The following is a 19,286-nucleotide window of genomic DNA, read 5'->3' on the forward strand; positions in this document are numbered from 1 at the left end:
CGGAAGGACCATCACCTCATGCCCCCAGCGACCACCACGACGGGCCGTGCTCGCAAGGCCCTTCCGGGGACGTACGGCGCCGCCGGCCTCGCCGTCGGCGCGATGATCTGCGTCCAGTCCGGCGCCGCGGTGTCCACCTGGATGTTCCCGACGGCGGGGCCGCTCGGCACCGCCTCGCTGCGGCTGGCCTTCGCGGCCGCGATCATGCTGATCTGGGCGCGGCCGCGGCTGCGCGGGCGCAGCCGGCAGGACCTCCTGCTCGCGGCCGCGCTCGGCACGGTCAGCGCGGTGATGACGATCTGCTACTTCGAGGCCATCGACCGGATCCCGCTCGGGGTCTCCAGCGCGCTGGAGTTCCTCGGGCCGCTCGCCGTCGCGGTCGCCGGCCTGCGCCGCCGGATCGACGTGATCTGGCCGCTGCTCGCGGTCTGCGGCGTGCTCGCGCTCACCCAGCCCTGGAACGGCTCGGTCGACCTCGTCGGGCTGGCCTTCGGCGCCGCCTCGGGTGCGGCGCTCGGCGGCTACGTGGTCTTCACCCAGCGGGTCGGCGACCGGTTCTCCGGCGTCGACGGGGTGGCCATCTCGCTGTCGGTGGCGGCCCTGGTGGCCGCGCCGTTCGGGCTGGTGCACGCCGTGCCGGTGCTCACCCCGGGCATCCTGCTCGGCGCGGCCGGGGCGGCGGTGCTGCTGCCGGTCCTGCCGTACGTCCTGGAGATGCTCGCGCTGCGCAAGCTCACCACGGCCGCGTTCGGCACGCTGCTGAGCTTCGAGCCGGGCTTCGCCACGCTGATCGGCTTCGTCCTGCTGCACCAGACCATGGGCCTGCTCCAACTCGCGGGCGTGGTCTGCGTGGTCGCGGCCAGCCTCGGCGCCGTCCGCCGCGGCGAGCGCGTGCCCGAGCAGCCCGCCGACTCCGCCGCGGCCGTCCCCGCGCCGGAGAAGGCCGCCACCGGCTGACCCGCCCACCGACCGCGTGCGTCCGCCTCCGGGGGGACGCACGCGGTCGTCGTCACGGCCGGACCAGGCAGTACAGCTGGTGCCCGGCGTCGTGCAGCCGGTTCGCGAAGCCCCGCCACTCGTGCGGGGGCATTGATCCACAGGCCCGTGACCCGCGGATCGTTCTGCCACTCGCTGTTCCAGGAGCCGCCCGACCGAGAGGCGACGGGCGACTGGATTAAGAGGACTCATTTGGGGAGTCTGCGGGTGCAGATGATGCCCGCCAGGGAGGGTTGCCTTGCCGGGCCTTGCTGTCGTTCGGCCGCGTCAAACACATGCGTAGTTCCCGGAATATCAACCTCCTGCTTCTTCGAGCCGGGGTGGTCGGTAGGCATCCGGCCAATTGTCCGCCGGATCCTGCCAGAGCATTCTGGCTCCGAAGTATTGTTTGATGCGGTTTCGCACGATGGATCCATGAAGAAAACCGGCAGCGTGAAGTCGGTGAGCCGAGCGGGGGCCGTCGCACTCGGGTTGATCGCGATGCCAATCAGACTTTGACCTGCACGGCAGGGCCGTTCCACGACGGTGCTTCCGCGAGTGACCCAGGATACTTACGCCAACATCCAGGCGGGGTACTACTGGCGCTGGACGTTTCCGACCAACTGCATCGGCTCCAATGTGGAAGCCGGCAGCTGCACCTTCAAGGTCAACTCGGTTGGCGTGCCCGAGCCGCCGGCGTCAGGTTCGTCTTCAGGTGTGTAGCCGGTGATGGCGGGCTGCCGATCATCGCGGACGGCAAGTCCGCGGAAACGAAGAGTGGGTTCGCCAGTGTGGTGACGATCAGCCGGTAATGAGGGCTCGACTCTCGTCGTGGCCGATAGTCTGATGCCATGAGGATTCTCGGCACTTGGGATCTGGTCGGTGTGCCGCCCGTCGATCTCCCAGCCTCGCTCGGTGAGCCTTGCATGCGGGTCGGTAGGGATATCCTGCGGGCGATCTCCGGTGACATTCCTGAAGATACCCAGTGGGTGCTCGCCGAGGACGACGGGTACGGCCGGATCCTCCTCCTGGGCCTGCGGGCGGAGAAACTCCAGTTCAGTCGCAGTATCGACCTCGCCCTCCCGGTGAGCCGGCTCATCGCGTCCGCGGCAGAGCTGGTGCAGGATCATCTTGCGGGCTTCGAGTCCATCCAATGGCCGACCTGCCCTGGTCACACTCACCCGATGGTGCCGGCTGTGGACGACACGGGTGCATGGTGGCGGTGCCGCTCCAGCAGAAGCAACGTCGTGCCGATCGGCGAACTCCCTCCATCGACCGGGGCATCGTCGGAAACCAGGTAGGCGAAAGCCGGTTCGGCCTTCTGCCCGGATGCAACGGCCCGCACATCGGGCGGGGGCGGTACATCGCCCCGGGGCAACGACGGGGCCCTCACCGTCGAACCGGTCGGTTCGGCTCGGGGACGGCCGGGCGGCTACGCCGCAGAACGGCCGGCGACGTCGCCCCACCGAGCTCTTGCCCGGTGGGGCGAAGCCACGCGAAGCGCGAGCCGGGGCCCGCCGACAGATGCTCTCGGCCGCGGCCGTCGGCGCGCACCTGGCCGGCTGGAAGGCTTACGACGCCGGAGAGCAGGGCCTCGCCCAGCGCTACTACCACCAGTCGTACGCGCTCGCGGTCGAGTCCGGGATCGTCGGCCACGACTCCTTCGTCCTGCGGACCTTGGCCCAGCAGGGCATGGAGCTGCGTCACCCCTCCCAGACATTCGCGCTGTCCGAGGCCGCACTGTCACGCGCGGGCGGCCGCGTGGACGCCGCTACCGAGGCCCTGTTCACCATCACCCACGCCCACGGCCTGGCCGCCACGAATCAGCGAGCCCGCGATCTGCTGGAGGCCGCCGACGGCGAGGACATGCCGTACTGGGCCCGCTCCTGGGGTCCGGCCGGCGCCACCGTCAATTCCCGTAGTGCGAAGGTGTTCTCCCGGCTCGGCGACCGCAAGGGGGCCGCCGAGAACTACGCGGCAGACGGCGGTCGGGATGCCTTCCCGACCGCCGGAAGCGGCGTCGAACCGACGGCAGCAGCGGTCGAGCACGAGTTGCAACCGGGCGCTGTTGGGGCCCTGTGGCCCCAACAGCGCCGCGAAAACGCCGTTCCGAGGGCCTCCCAGCCTCCCGCCGGTAGCGATCAGAGGCCCGTGGGCCGCAGCGTCACGGCCAGACCAGGCAGTACAGCTGGTGCCCGGCGTCGTGCAGCCGGTTCGCGAAGTCCTGCCACTCGTGCAGCATGCTGTAGATCACGAAGGCGTCCCGGGGGCCGCGGCGGTCGGGCACGGTGGACCAGATGAACGCGGCGGCGCCGAGCTCGGTCTCGTCGGCCTTGCGCAGCGGTTCGACGACGTTCTGCGGGAGCTGCACCACGGCGTAGTCGGGGTGCAGCACGACCAGTTCCAGCGGCGGGACCTGGTGCAGCGGCACGCCCTGGATGCCGGTGAGGACCATGGCGCTCATGGTCTCCGGCTTGATCTTGGTGGAGAGGTGGCCGTTGGGCGAGCCGCTGGTCTCCATCAGGTCGCCGAGCCGCCCCAGCGAGCCGAGCTCGCCCGCGTCCAGGCCGAGCCCTCCGGGGCCGAGCGCGGTGGGGACTCTGGCGGCGGTGGCGCGGTCGGGTGCGCCGAAGTACTTGTACGTCACCCCCATGCGTCCCTCACCCCGCCTCTCACCGCCGCGACCGCCACGACCCGTACCCGCTCCCGTACCCCCGCGTGCGGCCTCGGCGGGCCTGCGGGAGCCACCCGCGGCCTCGTCGTAGCCGTCCTGCGCCTCGGACACTCGGACCATCCTCACCGGAATTCGCCGGAATCGACAGACCCCCGCACGTCCGGCGTCCCACCGGCCGTGCTCCTTACCCGTCATGCGCCGCCGTACCCAGTCACGGCACGCGGCAGTCCTCTTCACACCCCTGAACACCCGGAGCTCGCGCACGCCCGGAGTACACAGTCTGACTGGTCCGTGCGACCGGAGTCGCCAGGGGCCCCGTTGTACGGATAACCGTACAGACTTCGTCGCCCGGATCATCGTTCCAGATGATGAGGTCCGACATGCAGAGGTGAAGGACACGATTTGAGACCATGTCTCCCGTGAGCTACCCCTACGAAGCCCCCCAGTCCCAGTCGCTCTTCGACCGCGCCTCGGTCGTCACGCCCGGCGGCGTGAACTCCCCGGTGCGCGCCTTCCGCGCGGTCGGCGGTACGCCGCGCTTCATGGTGTCCGGCACCGGCCCCTACCTCACCGACGCCGACGGCCGCGAGTACGTCGACCTGGTGTGCTCGTGGGGCCCGATGATCCTCGGCCACGCGCACCCCGCGGTGATCGACGCCGTCCAGCGGGCCGTCGTCAACGGCACCTCCTTCGGTACGCCCGGCCAGGGCGAGGTCGAGCTGGCGGAGGAGATCGTCGCCCGGGTCGCCCCGGTCGAGCAGGTCCGCCTGGTCTCCTCGGGCACCGAGGCGACGATGTCGGCGATCCGGCTGGCCCGCGGCTTCACCGGCCGGGCCAAGATCGTGAAGTTCGCCGGCTGCTACCACGGGCACGTGGACGCGCTGCTGGCCGCCGCCGGCTCCGGCGTCGCGACCTTCGGCCTGCCGGACACCCCGGGCGTCACCGGCGCCCAGGCCGGCGACACCATCGTGCTGCCGTACAACGACCTGGCCGCCGTCGAGCAGGCCTTCCGGGCGCACCCGGGCGAGATCGCCTGTGTGATCACCGAGGCCTCGCCCGGCAACATGGGCGTCGTCCCGCCGCTGCCCGGCTTCAACGGCGGCCTGGCCCGGCTCTGCCGGGAGAACGGCGCGCTGTTCATCTCGGACGAGGTGATGACCGGCTTCCGCGTCTCCAAGGCGGGCTGGTACGGCCTGGAGGCGGCGAACGAGGGCTGGGCGCCGGACCTGCTCACCTTCGGCAAGGTGATGGGCGGCGGCTTCCCGGCGGCGGCCTTCGGCGGCCGTGCCGACGTGATGGGCCACCTGGCCCCGGCCGGCCCGGTCTACCAGGCCGGCACCCTCTCCGGGAACCCGATCGCCACTGCGGCCGGCCTGGCCCAGCTGCGCGGCTGCACCGACGAGGTGTACGCGACGGTGGACCGGGTGGCCGCCGAGGTGTCGACGATGGTCTCCGACGCCCTGGCCAAGGAGGGCGTGGCGCACCGGCTGCAGACCGCCGGGAACATGTTCTCGGTGTTCTTCACCGAGGCCGCCGTGACCAACTACGACGAGGCGAGGACCCAGGAGGCGTTCCGCTTCAACGCGTTCTTCCACGCGATGCTCGCCGAGGGCGTCTACCTCCCGCCGTCCGCCTTCGAGTCCTGGTTCGTCTCGGCGTCCCACGACGATCGGGCGATCGGGCGGATCGCCGCCGCACTGCCGGCCGCCGCCCGCGCGGCCGCCGAGGCCCAGCCCGCGTAGTCGCGGCCAATCCCCAGGAGTACTGAGAAGTGAGCGCCAACGAGACCACCGTCGTCCACCTGATGCGACACGGTGAGGTGCACAACCCGGAGGGCGTCCTGTACGGCCGCCTGCCCGGCTACCGGCTGTCCGAACTGGGGCGGCAGATGGCCGACCGGGTGGCCGAGGACCTGGCCGGCCGGGACATCACCCACGTGGTGGCGTCCCCGCTGGAGCGGGCGCAGGAGACCGCCGAGCCGGTCGCCACGGCGCACGGCCTGGACCTCGCGGTCGACGAGCGGCTGATCGAGGCCGACAACATCTTCCAGGGCAAGACCTTCGGGGTCGGCGACGGTTCGCTGAAGAACCCGGGCTACTGGAAGTACCTGACCAACCCGTTCAAGCCGTCCTGGGGCGAGCCCTACCTGGAGCAGGCGGTGCGGATGATGGGCGCGCTGGCCGCGGCCCGGGACGCCGCCCGCGGCCACGAGGCGGTCTGCGTCAGCCACCAGCTGCCGATCTGGATCGTGCGCTCCTTCGTGGAGCGCCGCCGGCTCTGGCACGACCCGCGCAACCGGCAGTGCTCGCTGGCCTCGCTCACCAGCTTCACCTACGAGGGCGACCGGATCGTCTCGGTCGGCTACCGCGAGCCGGCCCGCGACCTGCTGCCCGCGCACCTGGTCGGCAAGGGCGGCAGGAGCAAGCCGGTGGGTAAGAGCTTCGGCGCCTGACCGCCTCCGAGCGGTCCGGTCCGACCGCAGGTCAGAGGGGGTTCGACACGGAATGTCGGACCCCCCCGAACCTGCCCGGAACTCCATGCGAAACTTTTCACATGTCTGGCATGACGCGCCCCCGTCCTCGTCGCGCCGCAGCGGTCGCCGCCACCGCCGCCGCTGCCGCGATCGTCCTCAGCGGTTGCTCCTCCTCCGGTTCGTCGGCCGGCGGTGACGGCCAGATCGGTTTCGTCTCGGCCAAGGGCAGCAACATCTCCAAGGCCGCGGTGGGGCACCGCCAGGACGCGCCGGACCTCTCCGGCAGCACCCTGGAGGGCACCCCGGTCAAGCTCGCGGACTACCGCGGCAAGGTCGTCGTCCTCAACGTCTGGGGCTCCTGGTGCGGGCCCTGCCGGGCCGAGGCGGACGACCTCCAGCGGGTCTGGGACAAGTACAAGGACCAGGGTGTCCAGTTCCTCGGCATCAACACCCGGGACCCGGAGATCACCAACGCCGTCCGCTTCGAGCAGGAGCGGGGCGTCACCTACCCGAGCCTGTACGACCCGGCCGGCGCCCAGCTGCTGAAGTTCCCCAAGGGCAGCCTCAACCCGCAGTCCGTGCCGACCACCATCGTGGTCGACCGGGACGGCAAGCTGGCCGCCCGGGCCGTCGGCGGCCAGCTCGACGACGCCCTGGAGTCGATCATCCAGCCGGTGCTCGCGGAGCAGCAGCGGTGAGTGTCGTCGTCCAGCTCGCCGACACCACCGAGACCATCCAGAGCGGGGCGCTGCTGGTCGCCGCGCCGATCGCGCTGGTGGCCGGCCTGGCCTCGTTCTTCTCGCCGTGCGTGCTGCCGCTGGTGCCCGGCTACCTGTCGTACGTCACCGGCTTCTCGGCCGCCGACCTCGCGGACGCCCGCGGGGCCAAGCGCGGCCGGATGCTGGCCGGCGTGCTGCTGTTCATCCTCGGCTTCACCGCCGTCTTCGTCTCCACCGGCGCGCTGTTCGGCTACTTCGGCTGGACGCTGCAGGAGCACAAGCGGGTCATCTCGATCGTGCTCGGCGCGCTGACCATCGTGATGGGCCTGGCCTTCATGGGTCTGGTGCCGGGGCTGAGCATGCGCGAGATGCGCTCGCACCGCCGCCCGGCGGTCGGCCTGCTGGGCGCGCCGATGCTGGGCGTGGTCTTCGGCGTCGGCTGGACGCCCTGCCTCGGCCCGACCCTCACCGCCGTCCAGAACCTGGCGCTCAACCAGGCCGACGCCCAGCGCGGCGCGCTGCTGACGACCTTCTACTGCCTGGGCCTGGGCGTACCGTTCGTCGTGGCCGCGGTGGCCTTCCGCCGGGCGCTGGGTGCCTTCGGCTGGGTCAAGCGGCACTACCCGCTCGTCATGCGGATCGGCGGCGGCATGCTCGTCGTGGTCGGTCTGCTGCTCGTCACCGGGGTCTGGGACTCGATGGTGTACGACCTGCAGTCCTGGACCGCCGACTTCCAGATCGGAATCTGACCGTGAGCAAGACCACGACCGAGACCGAGCTGCCGCCGCGGGCGGTCGAGGACGCGGCCGAGCGGCTGACCACCGCCCCGGTCGAGTCGGACGGCCCCGGCGGGATAGGGCCGTTCGGCTGGTTGCGCTGGATGTGGCGCCAGCTGACCTCGATGCGGGTCGCGCTGATCCTGCTCTTCCTGCTCTCGCTGGCCGCCATCCCGGGCTCGCTGATCCCGCAGAACGGCCAGAACGCGTTCAAGGTCGAGACCTGGAAGACGCAGCACACCACGGTCGCGCCGATCTACCAGAAGCTCCAGCTGTTCGACGTCTACAGCTCGGTCTGGTTCTCGGCGATCTACATCCTGCTGTTCGTCTCGCTGGCCGGCTGCATCGTCCCGCGCACCTGGCAGTTCGTCGGCGTGCTGCGCGCCCAGCCGCCGGCCGCGCCGCGCAACCTGACCCGGATGCCGGTCTACGCGGCCTGGCGCACCGAGGCGGACGCCGCCGCGGTGAACGCCGCCGCGCACCGGCTGCTGCGCCGCCGCCGGTTCCGGGCGGACCTCGCCGGCGGCTCGGTGGCCGCGGAGAAGGGCTACCTGCGCGAGGTCGGCAACCTGGTCTTCCACCTGTCGCTGTTCGCGCTGCTCGGCGGCTTCGCCTGGGCGAGCCTGGCCAGCGGCACCGGCGGCAAGCTGATGGTGGCCGGCGAGGGCTACTCCAACACCATCACCCAGCTCGACGACTTCACCGGTTCGCGCTTCTACGGCTCCCAGGACCTCGACCCGTTCTACCTGAAGCTCGACGACTTCACCTCCCGCTTCCAGACCAACGGCGACCAGATCGGTGCCGCCCGGCAGTTCACCGCGAACGTCCAGTACTACGCGGGCAGCGACGCGTCGAAGGTCAAGCGGGGCGAGATCGAGGTCAACCACCCGCTGGAGATCGGCGGCAGCAAGGTCTACCTGATCGGCCACGGCTACGCCCCGGTGATCACCGTGCGCAACGCCGCCGGGACCGTCGTCTACACCGGTGCGACGCCCTTCCTGCCGCAGGACCCCAACCTGACCTCCACCGGCGTCATCAAGGTCTCCGACTACGGCGACAAGGACGGCAAGAGGACCCAGATGGGCTTCTCCGGCTTCTTCCTGCCGACCGCCCCGGTGGCCTTCGACGCGAACACCGGCCCGCGCTCGCTGTTCCCCGGTGACGCGGACCCGGCGCTGGTGCTGAACGCCTTCGCGGGCGACCTCGGTACCGACTCCGGCCTGCCGCAGAACGTCTACCAGCTCAACACCAAGAACCTGACCCAGCTGCAGCAGGACGGCAAGATCGCCAAGGTCCGGCTGAAGCCGGGCCAGGCGTGGGAGCTGCCGGACGGCTACGGCAGCGTCACCTTCGAGGGCTACAAGCAGTGGGCGAGCTTCAACATCTCGCACCGCCCGGGCAACGCGATCGCCCTGGCCGGCGGCGTGCTGGCGATCCTCGGCCTGATCGGCTCGCTCTTCGTGCAGCGGCGCCGGATCTGGGTGCGGGCGGTGGCACTGCCCGACGGCGGGACCCTGGTCGAGCTGGCCGGGCTGAGCCGCAGTGAGTCGGCGAAGATCGCCGAGGAGCTGGCCGAGCTGGCGGTGGACCTCCAGGACGACGCCCCGGCGACCGACGAGCCGGAGCCGGAGCCCGAGTCCGGGCCCGGGTCCGAGTCGGTGCCTGAGTCCGAGCCCGAGCCCGGGCCCGGGTCGGTACCCGGGCCCGGTGCGCCCGCCGGCCGCCCCCACGACGAGACCGACGGGGCCGACCCGGCCGACGAGGCCTCGGCACCCGCAGACCCCGCAGACCCCGCAGACCCCGCAGTCCCTGCCGACCAGAACTCCAAGGAGTAGACGGTGCATCTCGCCTCGGCGGTCGACCCCCAACTGGCCGACCTCTCCAACAAGCTGATCTATTCGGCGATGGCCGTCTATACGATCGCCATGCTCGCCCACATGTTCGAGTGGACCTTCGGCAGCAAGGGCGCCGTCGCCGTCCGCTCGTCCGCGCAGGCGGGCAGCCTGGCCGAGACGGTCGCCACCGCCGGGGCGAAGGGCGGCAAGAAGGTCACCGTCACGGTCGCCTCGGCCGGCGGCGGGACCACCACGCTCACCCGCACCGCCCTGGCGGGCGAGGGGGCCACGGTGGTCACCAGCGGTCGCGGCCAGGACGAGGAGGACGGCCCCGGCGCCGCCGGCACCAGCGAGAGGGCCGACCTGGCCGGCCGGATCGCGGTCTCGCTCACCGTCCTCGGCGCGCTGCTGCACGTGGGTGGCGTGATCACCCGCGGCCTCTCGGTGTCCCGCTGGCCGTGGGGCAACATGTACGAGTTCTCCTGCGCCTTCGCGCTGGCCATGACGGTCGCCTACCTCGGCCTGCTGGCCTCGAAGAAGCCCGTCCGCTGGCTCGGCCTGCCGGTCACCCTGGCCGTCGTGCTCACCCTCGGCATCGCCACCCAGGTGCTGTACACCGAGTCCGAGCAGCTCGTCCCGGCGCTGCACTCGTACTGGCTGGCGATCCACGTCTCCACCGCGATCGTCTGCGGCGGCGCCTTCTACGCGGCCTTCATCGCGACGCTGCTGTACCTGGGCAAGGACTCCTTCGACAAGCGGACGGCGGCCGGCCTGACCACCGGCCCGCTCGGCACCTCGGCGTCCGTCTGGCAGCGCCTGCCCGCCGCGTCCACGCTCGACAAGCTGTCCTACCGGATCAACGCGCTGGTCTTCCCGCTCTGGACCTTCACCATCATCGCGGGCGCGATCTGGGCCGAGGCCGCCTGGGGCAAGTACTGGGAGTGGGACCCGAAGGAGACCTGGTCGTTCATCACCTGGGTCGCCTACGCCTGCTACCTGCACGCCCGCGCCACCGCCGGCTGGAAGGGCCGCAAGGCCGCCTATCTGGCCCTGGCGGCGTTCGCCTGCTGGTTGTTCAACTACTACGGCGTCAACATCTTCGTCACCGGGAAGCACTCCTACGCGGGGATCTGACCGGAGGAAGCCACCCACGGCCCGGCGCTCCGCACAGGGAGGAAGCCGGGCCGAGGTGTGACAGGGGTAGTTCGTGCCGGCCAACCCGAGCCGGCACGGGGAGGAACGAGGAGGAAATCGCGCGATGGAGTGCGACGAGGTCATGCTGACCGTCCGAATCACCGCTGCCGAGCGCACGCTGCTCCGCAGACTCGCCCAGGGGCACCGCAGCGACGTGTCCGAGGTCGTCGCCGACGGCCTGCTGGACATCATCCCCACGCTCAGCTCGCGGGCCGACGCCCACCGGCTGCTGGGAGCCCTCACGGCCCCCGCGCCCTGCGCCCTGACCGTCTGGCTGCCGACCCCGCTGGCCGACCTGCTGGTACCGGGCGCGGCCCGGATCGCCCAGGTGACCGAGGTGCGGATCGGCTCGGCCAGCGCCATGCTGGGCGCCGCGCTGCGGCTCTGGCTGGCGCAGGACCCGCTCCGGCTGGCCGCCAACCTCAGCGTGATGCACGCCGGCCGTCCGGCCGCGCTGGTCGCCGCCTGAGGGGCTGACACGGGGCCTGCCGGCCGCCCGCCGGCCCCGGACCCACCGGTCCGGGGTCAGCTGGCGAGCGGCAGGCCCCGTTCGCGTCCGGAGGGGCAGCCGTCGAGCGCCTCCTGCCGGGCCGGTTCGGTCAGCAGCCGGCACTCGGCCGCCGTGCGGCCGTCCTGGATCAGCTGGACCCGCACCGGCACCCGCCGGCCGTCCGAGCAGCTCTCGCGCACGGCCCGCACCAGGCAGGGCCGGTCCAGCTCGATGAAGCGGTCGAAGGAGCACTGCAGCTCGACCGGGACCACCGGCTCGGGGTACCGCAGCCGCTGGGCGGCCTGCCGGGCCGCCTCCAGCACCAGCATCCCGGGGACGTGGTCCGCCGCCGGGTCGAACAGCACCGGATGGCCGGGGTCGACCCGCAGCAGCCAGCTGTCCGGTCCCGAGGACGAACCGAGCACCACATCGGCGGCGCGCTCGCGGCCGACCAGCTCGGGCGCGGTGGGCACGGGGTGCGTCAGGGCCATTCCGGTGGGCGCGCCGGGCAGCCGGGGGCCGGCCGGCCGGAGGCCCGGCCCGCGCAGCCGGGTGTACGCGACGGGGGAGAGCACTCGTAGCTCTCCGGAGCCGTGGCCGACCGGACGTCCGTCCCGTTCGATCTCGGCGTGGACCCGCAGCGAGGCCGGCCGGCCGTGTCGCATCCGGACGTCCTGGCAGCTGACCTTGAGCATCAGCGAGGCGGGCGCGGCGGTCACGGCGAGGCCCTCCAGGCCGGCCGGGCCGAGCGAGTAGCAGAGTTCGTCGATCGCGAAGTGGTCCCCGCGCGGCACGCCGAAGCCGACGTGGCCGATCAGCAGGGCGGCCTGGCGGACGGTCTCGGCCATCAGCACCGGGTCGTGGTGCCGGTCGTCGGCGAGCCGGTAGAAGCCGTGCAGCCGGGGCCATTGCGCGCCGAGCAGGAAGTCGTACGGGCCGGTGGCCTGCCAGCCCGTGATGAGCACGTCGGACACGGCGGAGGCGTGCACCAGGTGCCGGGAGACGGTCCGCTCGTGGAAGTCGTAGCCGGGACCGGGGTAGGGGTAGGGGTAGTCGGCGTCCGGATCTACGATCAATGGCATGACTGGCCCCACTCCCGGGTCTCGGCCGACCGGCCGCGCAGGCGGTCTCGGTAAAACATACAGACCACCCGGTTTGCGCTCCACTGCCGGGGTCACCGCTGCCGAGCACTCCGCGTGATCACGGTACCCGTGTGATGGGCTGCGGGAACGTTCCGGGAAAAGAAGTCCGGCCCCCGGACGGGGGCCGCTCCCCCCTGGACGGCGCCGCCGAGCGAGGGGCTAGATTAGATACCAACCATGCGGTTTGGGATGGCCCGTCCCGCAGGTGAGGCGTCGCACCACCGACGACGGCGCCCTGACAGCAGCCGGGCGAGCCGCGATCTCGCCGAGGCCGAGGCCGGAGGGGCCGAGTGGTCAAGCAGGAACGCGCTGGTCGGACCAGGCAGGCCGTCCTGCTCGCGGCGGCGGACACCTTCGCGGACGCGGGGTTCGAATCCGCCAGCCTGATCGACATCAGCCGCCGGGCGGGCGTCAGCAAGGGCGCGCTCTACTTCCACTTCGTCTCCAAGCAGGCGCTCGCCGACGGCGTCCGCGCCGCCGCCGGGCGCGAGATCGGCTCGGCCGCGCTGCGCGCCCTGCGCGGCGGCGGACCGGCCCTCCAGGGCCTGATCGACTTCTCGCACGAACTGGCCCGGCTGCTCCGCGAGGACGTCGTGGTCCGGGCCGGCGTCCAGCTCGGCCAGGGCGCCCGGGGCGGCGCGGACGCCTGGCACAGCCTGACCGCCGTGGTCCGGCGGCTGCTGGAACGCGCCGCGGCCGCCGGCGAGCTGCGCCCGGGGCTGGACCTCCGGCGCGGTGCCGAGCTGCTCACCACCCTGGCGGCCGGGCTGGTGCTGCTCGCCCCCGAGGACGCCGGCCGGCTGCGCCCGGAGTCGGTGCGGGGCCTGTGGGCCGCCGCGCTGCCCGCGCTGGTGCCGGGCGACCGCTGCCGCGCCTACCGCACCTGCGCGCCGTAGCGCCGCGTCCCGCCGTAGCGCCGCCCCGGACGCCGCTCAGGCGCCGCCCGGGGCCCGCTCGGCCACGCTGAGCCGGGCGAGCGCGTGCGGCTGGACCAGGCCCGGCAGCAGCAGCGTCCAGAGGTCGGTCATCCGCCGCGGCAGGTCCTGGCGGCCGGCCAGCACCTGGGAGCTCAGCTGGATCCCGGTCACCGCTCCGGTGATCACCCCGGCCGCGGCCGCGACGTCCAGGCCCGGGTGCAGGTCACCGGCCTCCCGGGCCCGCTCCAGCAGCTCGCGCGCCACGTCCGACCAGCCCTGGTAGGCCTCGATCTGCGGTTGGGTGAAGCTGCCGTGCTCGATGGTCAGCCGGATGCTGCCGCGGACCAGCGGATCGTCCTGCAGGGCGTGGGCGAAGGCGTAGCCCAGGTCGATCAGGGTCTGCACCGGGCTGTCGGAGGTCGGCTGCCAGGTGGCGAGCCAGGCGGCCTGGCCCTCGATCACGGCCAGCGCCAGCTCCTCCTTGGAGTGGAAGTGGAAGTACAGCGCCCCCTTGGTGACGCCGGCCCGTTCCAGGATCTCCGCCATGGTGGCCGCCGCGTACCCGCGCTCGTCGAAGACCTCGGCCGCGGCGAGGAGTACTGCCTGGCGGGTCGCCAGTGCCCGGGCCTGCCTGGCCATCGCGGCCTCCCTGGATAGTTCTGGTGCTCGGCAGCGGCTGATCCTAGGGCGCCGACGGCGCGGAGAGCGCATACCGTCCAGTAGGTATTCTACCGAGCCGCCCCCGGCCCGACCGGTCCCGACCGGGCCCGGCCGACCCGGGGCACCGGCCGGCCGGGGGCGGGCCGCGGCCGTGAGCGGGAGCCGGAGGGCGCCACGCACGCCGACGGCCGGCCACCCGGTGAGGGTGGCCGGCCGTCGGGCAGGGCGTGGCGGGCCGTCAGGCGGCCTGCTGCCAGCTGACCGGCGAGTAGTAGGCCGGGCGGCGCTCCAGGCGCTGCCAGTTGGCGATCGGCTCGATCGGCGCGGCGGCCGCCGCGGCCTGCTGGCCGGCCGCGGCACGGGCCAGCAGCACGGCGGTCAGGGCGGCGAGCTCCTCGGCGTCGAGCGAGCCGCGGACGATACGGACGAGAGGTTCGGCGGAAGCGGTCATGATTTCGGTTTCTCCCCCGGCGCGTGTGTGGTGTGTGGTCGGTGGCGCGGTACCGCGGTGCTACATCGGCGGGTTGCCGTGCTTGCGGCTCGGCAGGTCCGCGTGCTTCGTCCGCAGCATGGCCAGCGAGGAGGCCAGGACCTGGCGGGTCTCGGCCGGGTCGATGACGTCGTCCACGAGGCCGCGCTCGGCCGCGTAGTACGGGTGCATCAGTTCGCTCTTGTATTCCTTGATCTTCTGCGCCCGCATCGCCTCGGGGTCCTCGGCGCCGTTGATGTCCCGGCGGAAGATCACGTTGGCGGCGCCCTCGGCACCCATGACGGCGATCTCGTTGGTCGGCCAGGCGAACGAGAGGTCCGCGCCGATCGAGCGGGAGTCCATCACGATGTACGCGCCGCCGTAGGCCTTGCGCAGGATCAGCTGGATGCGCGGCACGGTGGCGTTGCAGTAGGCGTAGAGCAGCTTGGCGCCGTGACGGATGATGCCGTCGTGCTCCTGGTCGACGCCGGGCAGGAAGCCGGGCACGTCGAGCATGGTGACCAGCGGGATGTTGAAGGCGTCGCACATCTGGACGAAGCGCGCGGCCTTCTCACTCGCGTTGATGTCGAGGACGCCGGCCAGCGACTGGGGCTGGTTGGCGATGATGCCGGTGACGTGGCCGTCGATCCGGGCCAGCACGCACAGCACGTTGGTGGCCCAGCGCTCGTGGACCTCCAGGTACTCGCCGTGGTCGACGATCTCCTCGATCACCTTGCGCATGTCGTACGGGCGGTTGCCGTCCGCCGGCACCAGGTCGAGCAGCACGTCGTTGCGGCGCTCCACCGGGTCGTCGTTGACGACCGGCGGCGGCATCTCGCGGTTGTTCTGCGGCAGCAGCGAGAGGAGGTAGCGGACCTCCTCGATGCAGGACTGCTCGTCGTCGTACGCGAAGTGCGAGACGCCGGAGACCCCGGAGTGGACGTCGGCGCCGCCGAGGCCGTTCTGGCTGATCTTCTCGCCGGTGACGGCCTGGACCACGTCCGGGCCGGTGATGAACATCTGCGAGGTCTCGCGGACCATGAAGATGAAGTCGGTCAGGGCCGGGGAGTACGCGGCGCCGCCGGCGCACGGGCCGAGCATCACCGAGATCTGCGGGATGACACCGGAGGCCCGGGTGTTGCGCTGGAAGATGCCGCCGTAGCCGGCCAGGGCGGTGACGCCCTCCTGGATCCGGGCGCCGGCGCCGTCGTTCAGCGAGACCAGCGGGGCACCGGCCGCGATGGCCATGTCCATGATCTTGTGGATCTTCTGCGCGTGGGCCTCGCCCAGGGCGCCGCCGAAGATCCGGAAGTCGTGGGCGTAGGTGAAGACCGTCCGGCCGTGCACGGTGCCCCAGCCGACGATCACGCCGTCGGTGTGCGGCTTCTTGGCCTCCAGGCCGAAGCCGGTGGCGCGGTGCCGGCGCAGCTGCTCGACCTCGTGGAACGAGCCCTCGTCGAGCAGCAGCTCGATGCGCTCGCGGGCGGTCAGCTTGCCCTTGGCGTGCTGGGCCTCGGTGGCCTTCTCGCTCGGGCCGCGGCGGACCTGGTCGCGCAGTTCGTGCAGCTCGGCGACGCGCCCGTGGGTGTCGGCCGGGATCTCGGGGACCTCGTCGCCGACCGGCGCCTCATGCACAACCGTCATCTCGAACCACTCCAAGGGTGAGGGAACTGTCCGACAGCCAACGTCTGCTGTGCCCCCGGCTGCGAATCACTTTCTTCACTTATGACTGTACGAGGGGCCGCACGCTGGTTTCGGCGTCGATTCCGTACAAGGTCGCGTCCGTTTAGATGTCAGGGCTGCACAGAAACCGGCCGGTGGGGCTACGCACGGTAGGTGTCCGTTCGATTACCCGAAGCTGTCGCCACGGCTTCGGGCAGATGATCTGAACATGAGGGAACGCGCAGGTCAGGGGTGTTCGCGACGGTGCCGGGCGGGCTCCTTCGGGGCTCGCCGCCGAGGGGTGCCGGCCGGTCGCGGCCGGGGTGGCGCGGCGTGTTCGGCGGTCAGCCACTCGTAGGGATGCGCCAAAAACGCCACAGCCCACCCCGAAGCCCTCCGGGTGGGCTGTCCGGGGTAGCCGGCTCAGCCCTTGCGGCCGTCCTCCGGCTCGTCCTTGCCGCGCAGCTCCTCCTCGCGGCGGCGCAGATCGGCCTCCCACTGCTTGAGCATGTCCTCGTGCTGCTTGTTGTCCTTCTTCAACGAGGCCAGGAACTCCGGGTCGTCGTCCGGCGCGAGCGGCCGGCCGCCGCGCGGGCGCTCGTACTCGGGGAAGCCGGCGGGGTCGCCCGCCGGGTGGGTCCGCGGGGCGCCGCGCCGCTTGCCGGCCACCAGCCAGGCGATCGAGCCGACCAGCGGGAAGAGCAGCACGATGATCACCCAGACCACCTTGGGCAGGTGCTTCACCTCGTCCTCGGGCGTGGTCAGGCAGTCGATGAACGCCCACACCCAGAGGGCGAGTGGGAGTACGAAGGTCAGGATCCTCAGCACGGCGGCGATCTCCCCCGGCGACGGCGGTTGCGGCGGGCCGCCCCGAAGCGGCGGGTGGCTTCACGGGGGCCCTTGACCGGGCCAGGCTATCGGGTGGCGGATACTGGCTGGCATGGCATACGACGATCTCCGCTCGTTTCTGCGGGCCCTCGACCGCGAGGGCGATCTCAAGCGCATCAAGGCCGAGGTGGACCCCCATCTGGAGATCGGCGAGATCGTCGACCGGGTCCAGAAGGCCAAGGGCCCGGCCCTGCTGTTCGAGAACGTCAAGGGCTCGTCGATGCCGCTGGCGATGAACGTCTTCGGCACCGAGCGCCGGCTCGCCAAGTCGCTCGGCCTCAAGGGGCCCGAGGACATCGCCGAGAAGATCGCCGGCCTGCTCAAGCCGGAGCTGCCGCACGGCTTCACCGGGTTCCGGGACGCCTTCGGCAAGCTCGCCTCGATGGCCCACGTGCCCCCGAGGAACGTCAAGGACGCTCCGGTCCAGGAGGTCGTGCTCACCGGCGACGACGTCAACCTGGACGAGCTGCCCGCCCTCTTCACCTGGCCGCTGGACGGCGGCTCCTTCTTCAACCTGGGCCTGACCCACACCAAGGACCCGGACAGCGGCATCCGCAACCTGGGCCTCTACCGGCTGCAGCGGCACGACCGGCGGACCATCGGCATGCACTGGCAGATCCACAAGGACAGCCGCAACCACTACGCGGTGGCCGCGAAGCGCGGCGAGCGGCTGCCGGTCGCGATCGCCTTCGGCTGCCCGCCGGCCGTCACCTACGCCGCCACCGCGCCGCTGCCCGGTGACATCGACGAGTACCTGTTCGCCGGCTTCGTGGCGGGGGAGCGGGTGCGGATGGTCGACTGCAAGACCGTCCCGCTGCAGGTCCCGGCCGACGCCGAGGTGGTGCTGGAGGGCTGGCTGGAGCCCGGCGAGATGCTGCCCGAGGGCCCGTTCGGCGACCACACCGGCTTCTACACGCCGCAGGAGCCGTTCCCGGCCCTGACGATCGACTGCGTGACGATGCGCCGCCGGCCGATCCTGCAGTCCATCGTGGTCGGCCGTCCGCCGACGGAGGACGGCCCGCTGGGCAAGTTCACCGAGCGGTTCTTCCTGCCGCTGCTGAAGATCATCATCCCGGACATCGTCGACTACGACCTGCCCGAGGCCGGCGGCTTCCACAACTGCGTGATCGTCTCGATCGACAAGAAGTACCCCAAGCACGCCCAGAAGACGATGCACGCCATCTGGGGCGCCCACATGATGTCGCTGACCAAGCTGATCATCGTGGTGGACTCCGACTGCGATGTGCACGACTACCAGGAAGTCGCCTGGCGGGCCTTCGGCAACGTCGACTACAGCCGGGACCTCACCGTCGTCGAGGGTCCGGTCGACCACCTCGACCACGCCTCCTACCAGCAGTTCTGGGGCGGCAAGGCGGGCATCGACGCGACCCGCAAGCTGCCCGAGGAGGGGTACACCCGGGACGGCGGCTGGCCGGAGATGGTGTCCTCCGACCCGGCCGTGGCCGCGCTGGTGGACCGGCGCTGGAAGGAGTACGGGCTGTGATGAGCACGGCTGCCGCGCTCCCCGAAGTCCCGCCCGGCAAGGTCAGGGCGTTCCTGCGGCTGGTGATGATCGAGCACTCGGTCTTCGCCCTGCCCTTCGCCTACATCGCCGCGCTGACGGCCATGTTCCTCGCCGACGAGCGGGTGCACTGGGGCGCGTTGTTCATCGTCACGGTCTGCATGGTCGGCCTGCGGACCTTCGCGATGGCCGCCAACCGGATCATCGACCGCGAGATCGACGCCCGGAACCCGCGTACCGCCGGGCGCGAACTGGTCACCGGCGCGGTGTCGGTGAAGACGGCGTACATCGGCTCGGCGGTCGCGCTGGTGGTGTTCCTCGGCGCCGCCGCGCTGTTGAACCCGCTCTGCCTGGCGCTGGCGCCGGTCGCCGTGGTGCCGATGGTGGTCTACCCGTACGGCAAGCGGTTCACCGACTTCCCGCAGGCGATCCTCGGCCTGGCCCAGGCGATGGGCCCGATCGGCGCCTGGCTCGCCGTCACCGGCACGTGGTCCTGGGACGCCGTCGTGCTCGGCGCGGCGGTGGGCATCTGGATCGGCGGCTTCGACCTGATCTACGCCTGCCAGGACGTCGCCTCCGACCGGGCGGGGAACGTCCGTTCGGTGCCGGCGCGGTTCGGCGTGCCGGCGGCGATCCGGGGCGCCCGCGTCTGCCACGTGCTGACCACGCTGCTGCTCGGCTGGTACGCCGTGCTGACCCACGCCGGTCCGGCGTTCTGGGTCGGGCTGCTGGTGGTCGCGGGGGCGTTCGTCTACGAGCACACCATCGTGAAGCCGGGCGACCTGTCGAGGCTGAACCGGGCGTTCTTCCAGACCAACGGGTTCGTCGGCATCTCGCTGTTCTTCTTCGCCCTGGTGGACCTGGTCGTGCGCGGCCTGGGGATCTGACCG

General features: G+C 71.7%; 18 protein-coding genes. 11 read left to right on the plus strand and 7 right to left on the minus strand.

Annotated elements, in window-relative coordinates; genetic code table 11:
- Nucleotides 1–18: 18 nt before the first annotated feature.
- On the plus strand, nucleotides 19–957 hold the full coding sequence (locus tag ACIQTO_RS03285; RefSeq protein WP_402382161.1) for an EamA family transporter: 939 nt from the start codon (nucleotides 19–21) through the stop codon (nucleotides 955–957).
- Nucleotides 958–1,571: 614 nt separating this feature from the next.
- Here ACIQTO_RS03285 and ACIQTO_RS03290 read toward each other — a convergent pair.
- Together ACIQTO_RS03290 and ACIQTO_RS03295 are read right to left on the minus strand one after the other, a co-directional pair.
- Nucleotides 1,572–2,105 (minus strand): hypothetical protein, encoded by a 534-nt coding sequence (locus ACIQTO_RS03290; RefSeq protein WP_402382163.1) that lies wholly within the window; start codon nucleotides 2,103–2,105, stop codon nucleotides 1,572–1,574.
- A gap of 1,034 nt (nucleotides 2,106–3,139) precedes the next feature.
- On the minus strand, nucleotides 3,140–3,628 hold the full coding sequence (locus ACIQTO_RS03295) for a hypothetical protein (RefSeq protein WP_218198242.1): 489 nt from the start codon (nucleotides 3,626–3,628) through the stop codon (nucleotides 3,140–3,142).
- Between the two features lie 431 nt (nucleotides 3,629–4,059).
- Between ACIQTO_RS03295 and hemL the strand changes: the two genes are divergently transcribed.
- The 7 genes from hemL to ACIQTO_RS03330 all read left to right on the plus strand — a co-directional run bounded on the left by hemL (nucleotide 4,060) and on the right by ACIQTO_RS03330 (nucleotide 11,115).
- Nucleotides 4,060–5,391 carry a glutamate-1-semialdehyde 2,1-aminomutase gene (gene hemL, locus ACIQTO_RS03300; RefSeq protein ID WP_402382166.1) on the plus strand — a complete coding sequence of 444 codons (1,332 nt, stop codon included), beginning with the start codon at nucleotides 4,060–4,062 and terminating at the stop codon, nucleotides 5,389–5,391.
- Between the two features lie 62 nt (nucleotides 5,392–5,453).
- A complete protein-coding gene (locus ACIQTO_RS03305) occupies nucleotides 5,454–6,101 on the plus strand; it encodes a histidine phosphatase family protein (RefSeq protein ID WP_402382735.1) in 648 nt (215 codons plus the stop codon).
- Between the two features lie 101 nt (nucleotides 6,102–6,202).
- Complete coding sequence (locus tag ACIQTO_RS03310; RefSeq protein ID WP_402382168.1) at nucleotides 6,203–6,820, plus strand: TlpA family protein disulfide reductase; 618 nt, start codon at nucleotides 6,203–6,205, stop codon at nucleotides 6,818–6,820.
- A complete protein-coding gene (locus ACIQTO_RS03315) occupies nucleotides 6,817–7,590 on the plus strand; it encodes a cytochrome c biogenesis CcdA family protein (protein ID WP_402382171.1) in 774 nt (257 codons plus the stop codon). The genes ACIQTO_RS03310 and ACIQTO_RS03315 overlap by 4 nt, the downstream gene beginning before the upstream one ends.
- Nucleotides 7,591–7,592: 2 nt before the next feature.
- Nucleotides 7,593–9,452, plus strand: a complete 1,860-nt coding sequence (locus ACIQTO_RS03320; protein WP_402382173.1) for a cytochrome c biogenesis protein ResB — start codon at nucleotides 7,593–7,595, stop codon at nucleotides 9,450–9,452.
- 3 nt (nucleotides 9,453–9,455) lie between these two features.
- Nucleotides 9,456–10,586, plus strand: coding sequence for a c-type cytochrome biogenesis protein CcsB (gene ccsB / locus ACIQTO_RS03325; RefSeq protein ID WP_402382176.1), 1,131 nt, complete (start codon nucleotides 9,456–9,458; stop codon nucleotides 10,584–10,586).
- A gap of 124 nt (nucleotides 10,587–10,710) precedes the next feature.
- Complete coding sequence (locus ACIQTO_RS03330) at nucleotides 10,711–11,115, plus strand: hypothetical protein (RefSeq protein WP_402382178.1); 405 nt, start codon at nucleotides 10,711–10,713, stop codon at nucleotides 11,113–11,115.
- A gap of 56 nt (nucleotides 11,116–11,171) precedes the next feature.
- Here ACIQTO_RS03330 and ACIQTO_RS03335 read toward each other — a convergent pair whose 3' ends face one another.
- Nucleotides 11,172–12,218, minus strand: coding sequence for a ScbA/BarX family gamma-butyrolactone biosynthesis protein (locus ACIQTO_RS03335; RefSeq protein ID WP_402382181.1), 1,047 nt, complete (start codon nucleotides 12,216–12,218; stop codon nucleotides 11,172–11,174).
- Nucleotides 12,219–12,568: 350 nt separating this feature from the next.
- On the opposite strand from ACIQTO_RS03335, the gene ACIQTO_RS03340 reads away from it, so the two are divergent.
- Complete coding sequence (locus tag ACIQTO_RS03340; RefSeq protein ID WP_402382184.1) at nucleotides 12,569–13,174, plus strand: ScbR family autoregulator-binding transcription factor; 606 nt, start codon at nucleotides 12,569–12,571, stop codon at nucleotides 13,172–13,174.
- 36 nt (nucleotides 13,175–13,210) lie between these two features.
- Here ACIQTO_RS03340 and ACIQTO_RS03345 read toward each other — a convergent pair whose 3' ends face one another.
- From ACIQTO_RS03345 to ACIQTO_RS03360, 4 genes are all read right to left on the minus strand, one after another.
- Nucleotides 13,211–13,834, minus strand: a complete 624-nt coding sequence (locus tag ACIQTO_RS03345) for a ScbR family autoregulator-binding transcription factor (RefSeq protein WP_402382187.1) — start codon at nucleotides 13,832–13,834, stop codon at nucleotides 13,211–13,213.
- A gap of 259 nt (nucleotides 13,835–14,093) precedes the next feature.
- Nucleotides 14,094–14,306, minus strand: a complete 213-nt coding sequence (locus tag ACIQTO_RS03350; RefSeq protein ID WP_402382190.1) for an acyl-CoA carboxylase epsilon subunit — start codon at nucleotides 14,304–14,306, stop codon at nucleotides 14,094–14,096.
- Nucleotides 14,307–14,366: 60 nt separating this feature from the next.
- Nucleotides 14,367–15,968, minus strand: a complete 1,602-nt coding sequence (locus tag ACIQTO_RS03355; protein WP_380571679.1) for an acyl-CoA carboxylase subunit beta — start codon at nucleotides 15,966–15,968, stop codon at nucleotides 14,367–14,369.
- A 441-nt stretch (nucleotides 15,969–16,409) separates the two neighbouring features.
- Nucleotides 16,410–16,814: a PLD nuclease N-terminal domain-containing protein gene (locus ACIQTO_RS03360; RefSeq protein ID WP_402382195.1), complete on the minus strand. Its 405-nt coding sequence runs from the start codon at nucleotides 16,812–16,814 to the stop codon at nucleotides 16,410–16,412.
- A 112-nt stretch (nucleotides 16,815–16,926) separates the two neighbouring features.
- Between ACIQTO_RS03360 and ACIQTO_RS03365 the strand changes: the two genes are divergently transcribed.
- Both ACIQTO_RS03365 and mqnP read left to right on the plus strand, forming a co-directional pair.
- On the plus strand, nucleotides 16,927–18,378 hold the full coding sequence (locus ACIQTO_RS03365; protein WP_402382198.1) for a menaquinone biosynthesis decarboxylase: 1,452 nt from the start codon (nucleotides 16,927–16,929) through the stop codon (nucleotides 18,376–18,378).
- Nucleotides 18,375–19,283, plus strand: coding sequence for a menaquinone biosynthesis prenyltransferase MqnP (mqnP, locus tag ACIQTO_RS03370; RefSeq protein WP_402382201.1), 909 nt, complete (start codon nucleotides 18,375–18,377; stop codon nucleotides 19,281–19,283). The genes ACIQTO_RS03365 and mqnP overlap by 4 nt, the downstream gene beginning before the upstream one ends.
- Nucleotides 19,284–19,286 lie beyond the last annotated feature (3 nt).

It is taken from the genome of Kitasatospora sp. NPDC091207 (assembly GCF_044768625.1).
In the GTDB taxonomy this organism is placed as follows: domain Bacteria; phylum Actinomycetota; class Actinomycetes; order Streptomycetales; family Streptomycetaceae; genus Kitasatospora.

Excerpts from the sequence above, each read along its gene's own strand:
- hemL (WP_402382166.1), top strand. The coding sequence starts at position 4,060 with ATGTCTCCCGTGAGCTACCCCTACGAAGCCCCCCAGTCCCAGTCGCTC.
- ACIQTO_RS03345 (WP_402382187.1), bottom strand. The coding sequence starts at position 13,834 with ATGGCCAGGCAGGCCCGGGCACTGGCGACCCGCCAGGCAGTACTCCTC.
- ACIQTO_RS03350 (WP_402382190.1), bottom strand. The coding sequence starts at position 14,306 with ATGACCGCTTCCGCCGAACCTCTCGTCCGTATCGTCCGCGGCTCGCTC.
- ACIQTO_RS03335 (WP_402382181.1), bottom strand. The coding sequence starts at position 12,218 with ATGCCATTGATCGTAGATCCGGACGCCGACTACCCCTACCCCTACCCC.
- ACIQTO_RS03295 (WP_218198242.1), bottom strand. The coding sequence starts at position 3,628 with ATGGGGGTGACGTACAAGTACTTCGGCGCACCCGACCGCGCCACCGCC.
- ACIQTO_RS03290 (WP_402382163.1), bottom strand. The coding sequence starts at position 2,105 with ATGATCCTGCACCAGCTCTGCCGCGGACGCGATGAGCCGGCTCACCGG.
- ACIQTO_RS03310 (WP_402382168.1), top strand. The coding sequence starts at position 6,203 with ATGTCTGGCATGACGCGCCCCCGTCCTCGTCGCGCCGCAGCGGTCGCC.
- ACIQTO_RS03330 (WP_402382178.1), top strand. The coding sequence starts at position 10,711 with ATGGAGTGCGACGAGGTCATGCTGACCGTCCGAATCACCGCTGCCGAG.
- ACIQTO_RS03365 (WP_402382198.1), top strand. The coding sequence starts at position 16,927 with ATGGCATACGACGATCTCCGCTCGTTTCTGCGGGCCCTCGACCGCGAG.
- ACIQTO_RS03305 (WP_402382735.1), top strand. The coding sequence starts at position 5,454 with ATGCGACACGGTGAGGTGCACAACCCGGAGGGCGTCCTGTACGGCCGC.
- ACIQTO_RS03285 (WP_402382161.1), top strand. The coding sequence starts at position 19 with ATGCCCCCAGCGACCACCACGACGGGCCGTGCTCGCAAGGCCCTTCCG.
- ACIQTO_RS03355 (WP_380571679.1), bottom strand. The coding sequence starts at position 15,968 with ATGACGGTTGTGCATGAGGCGCCGGTCGGCGACGAGGTCCCCGAGATC.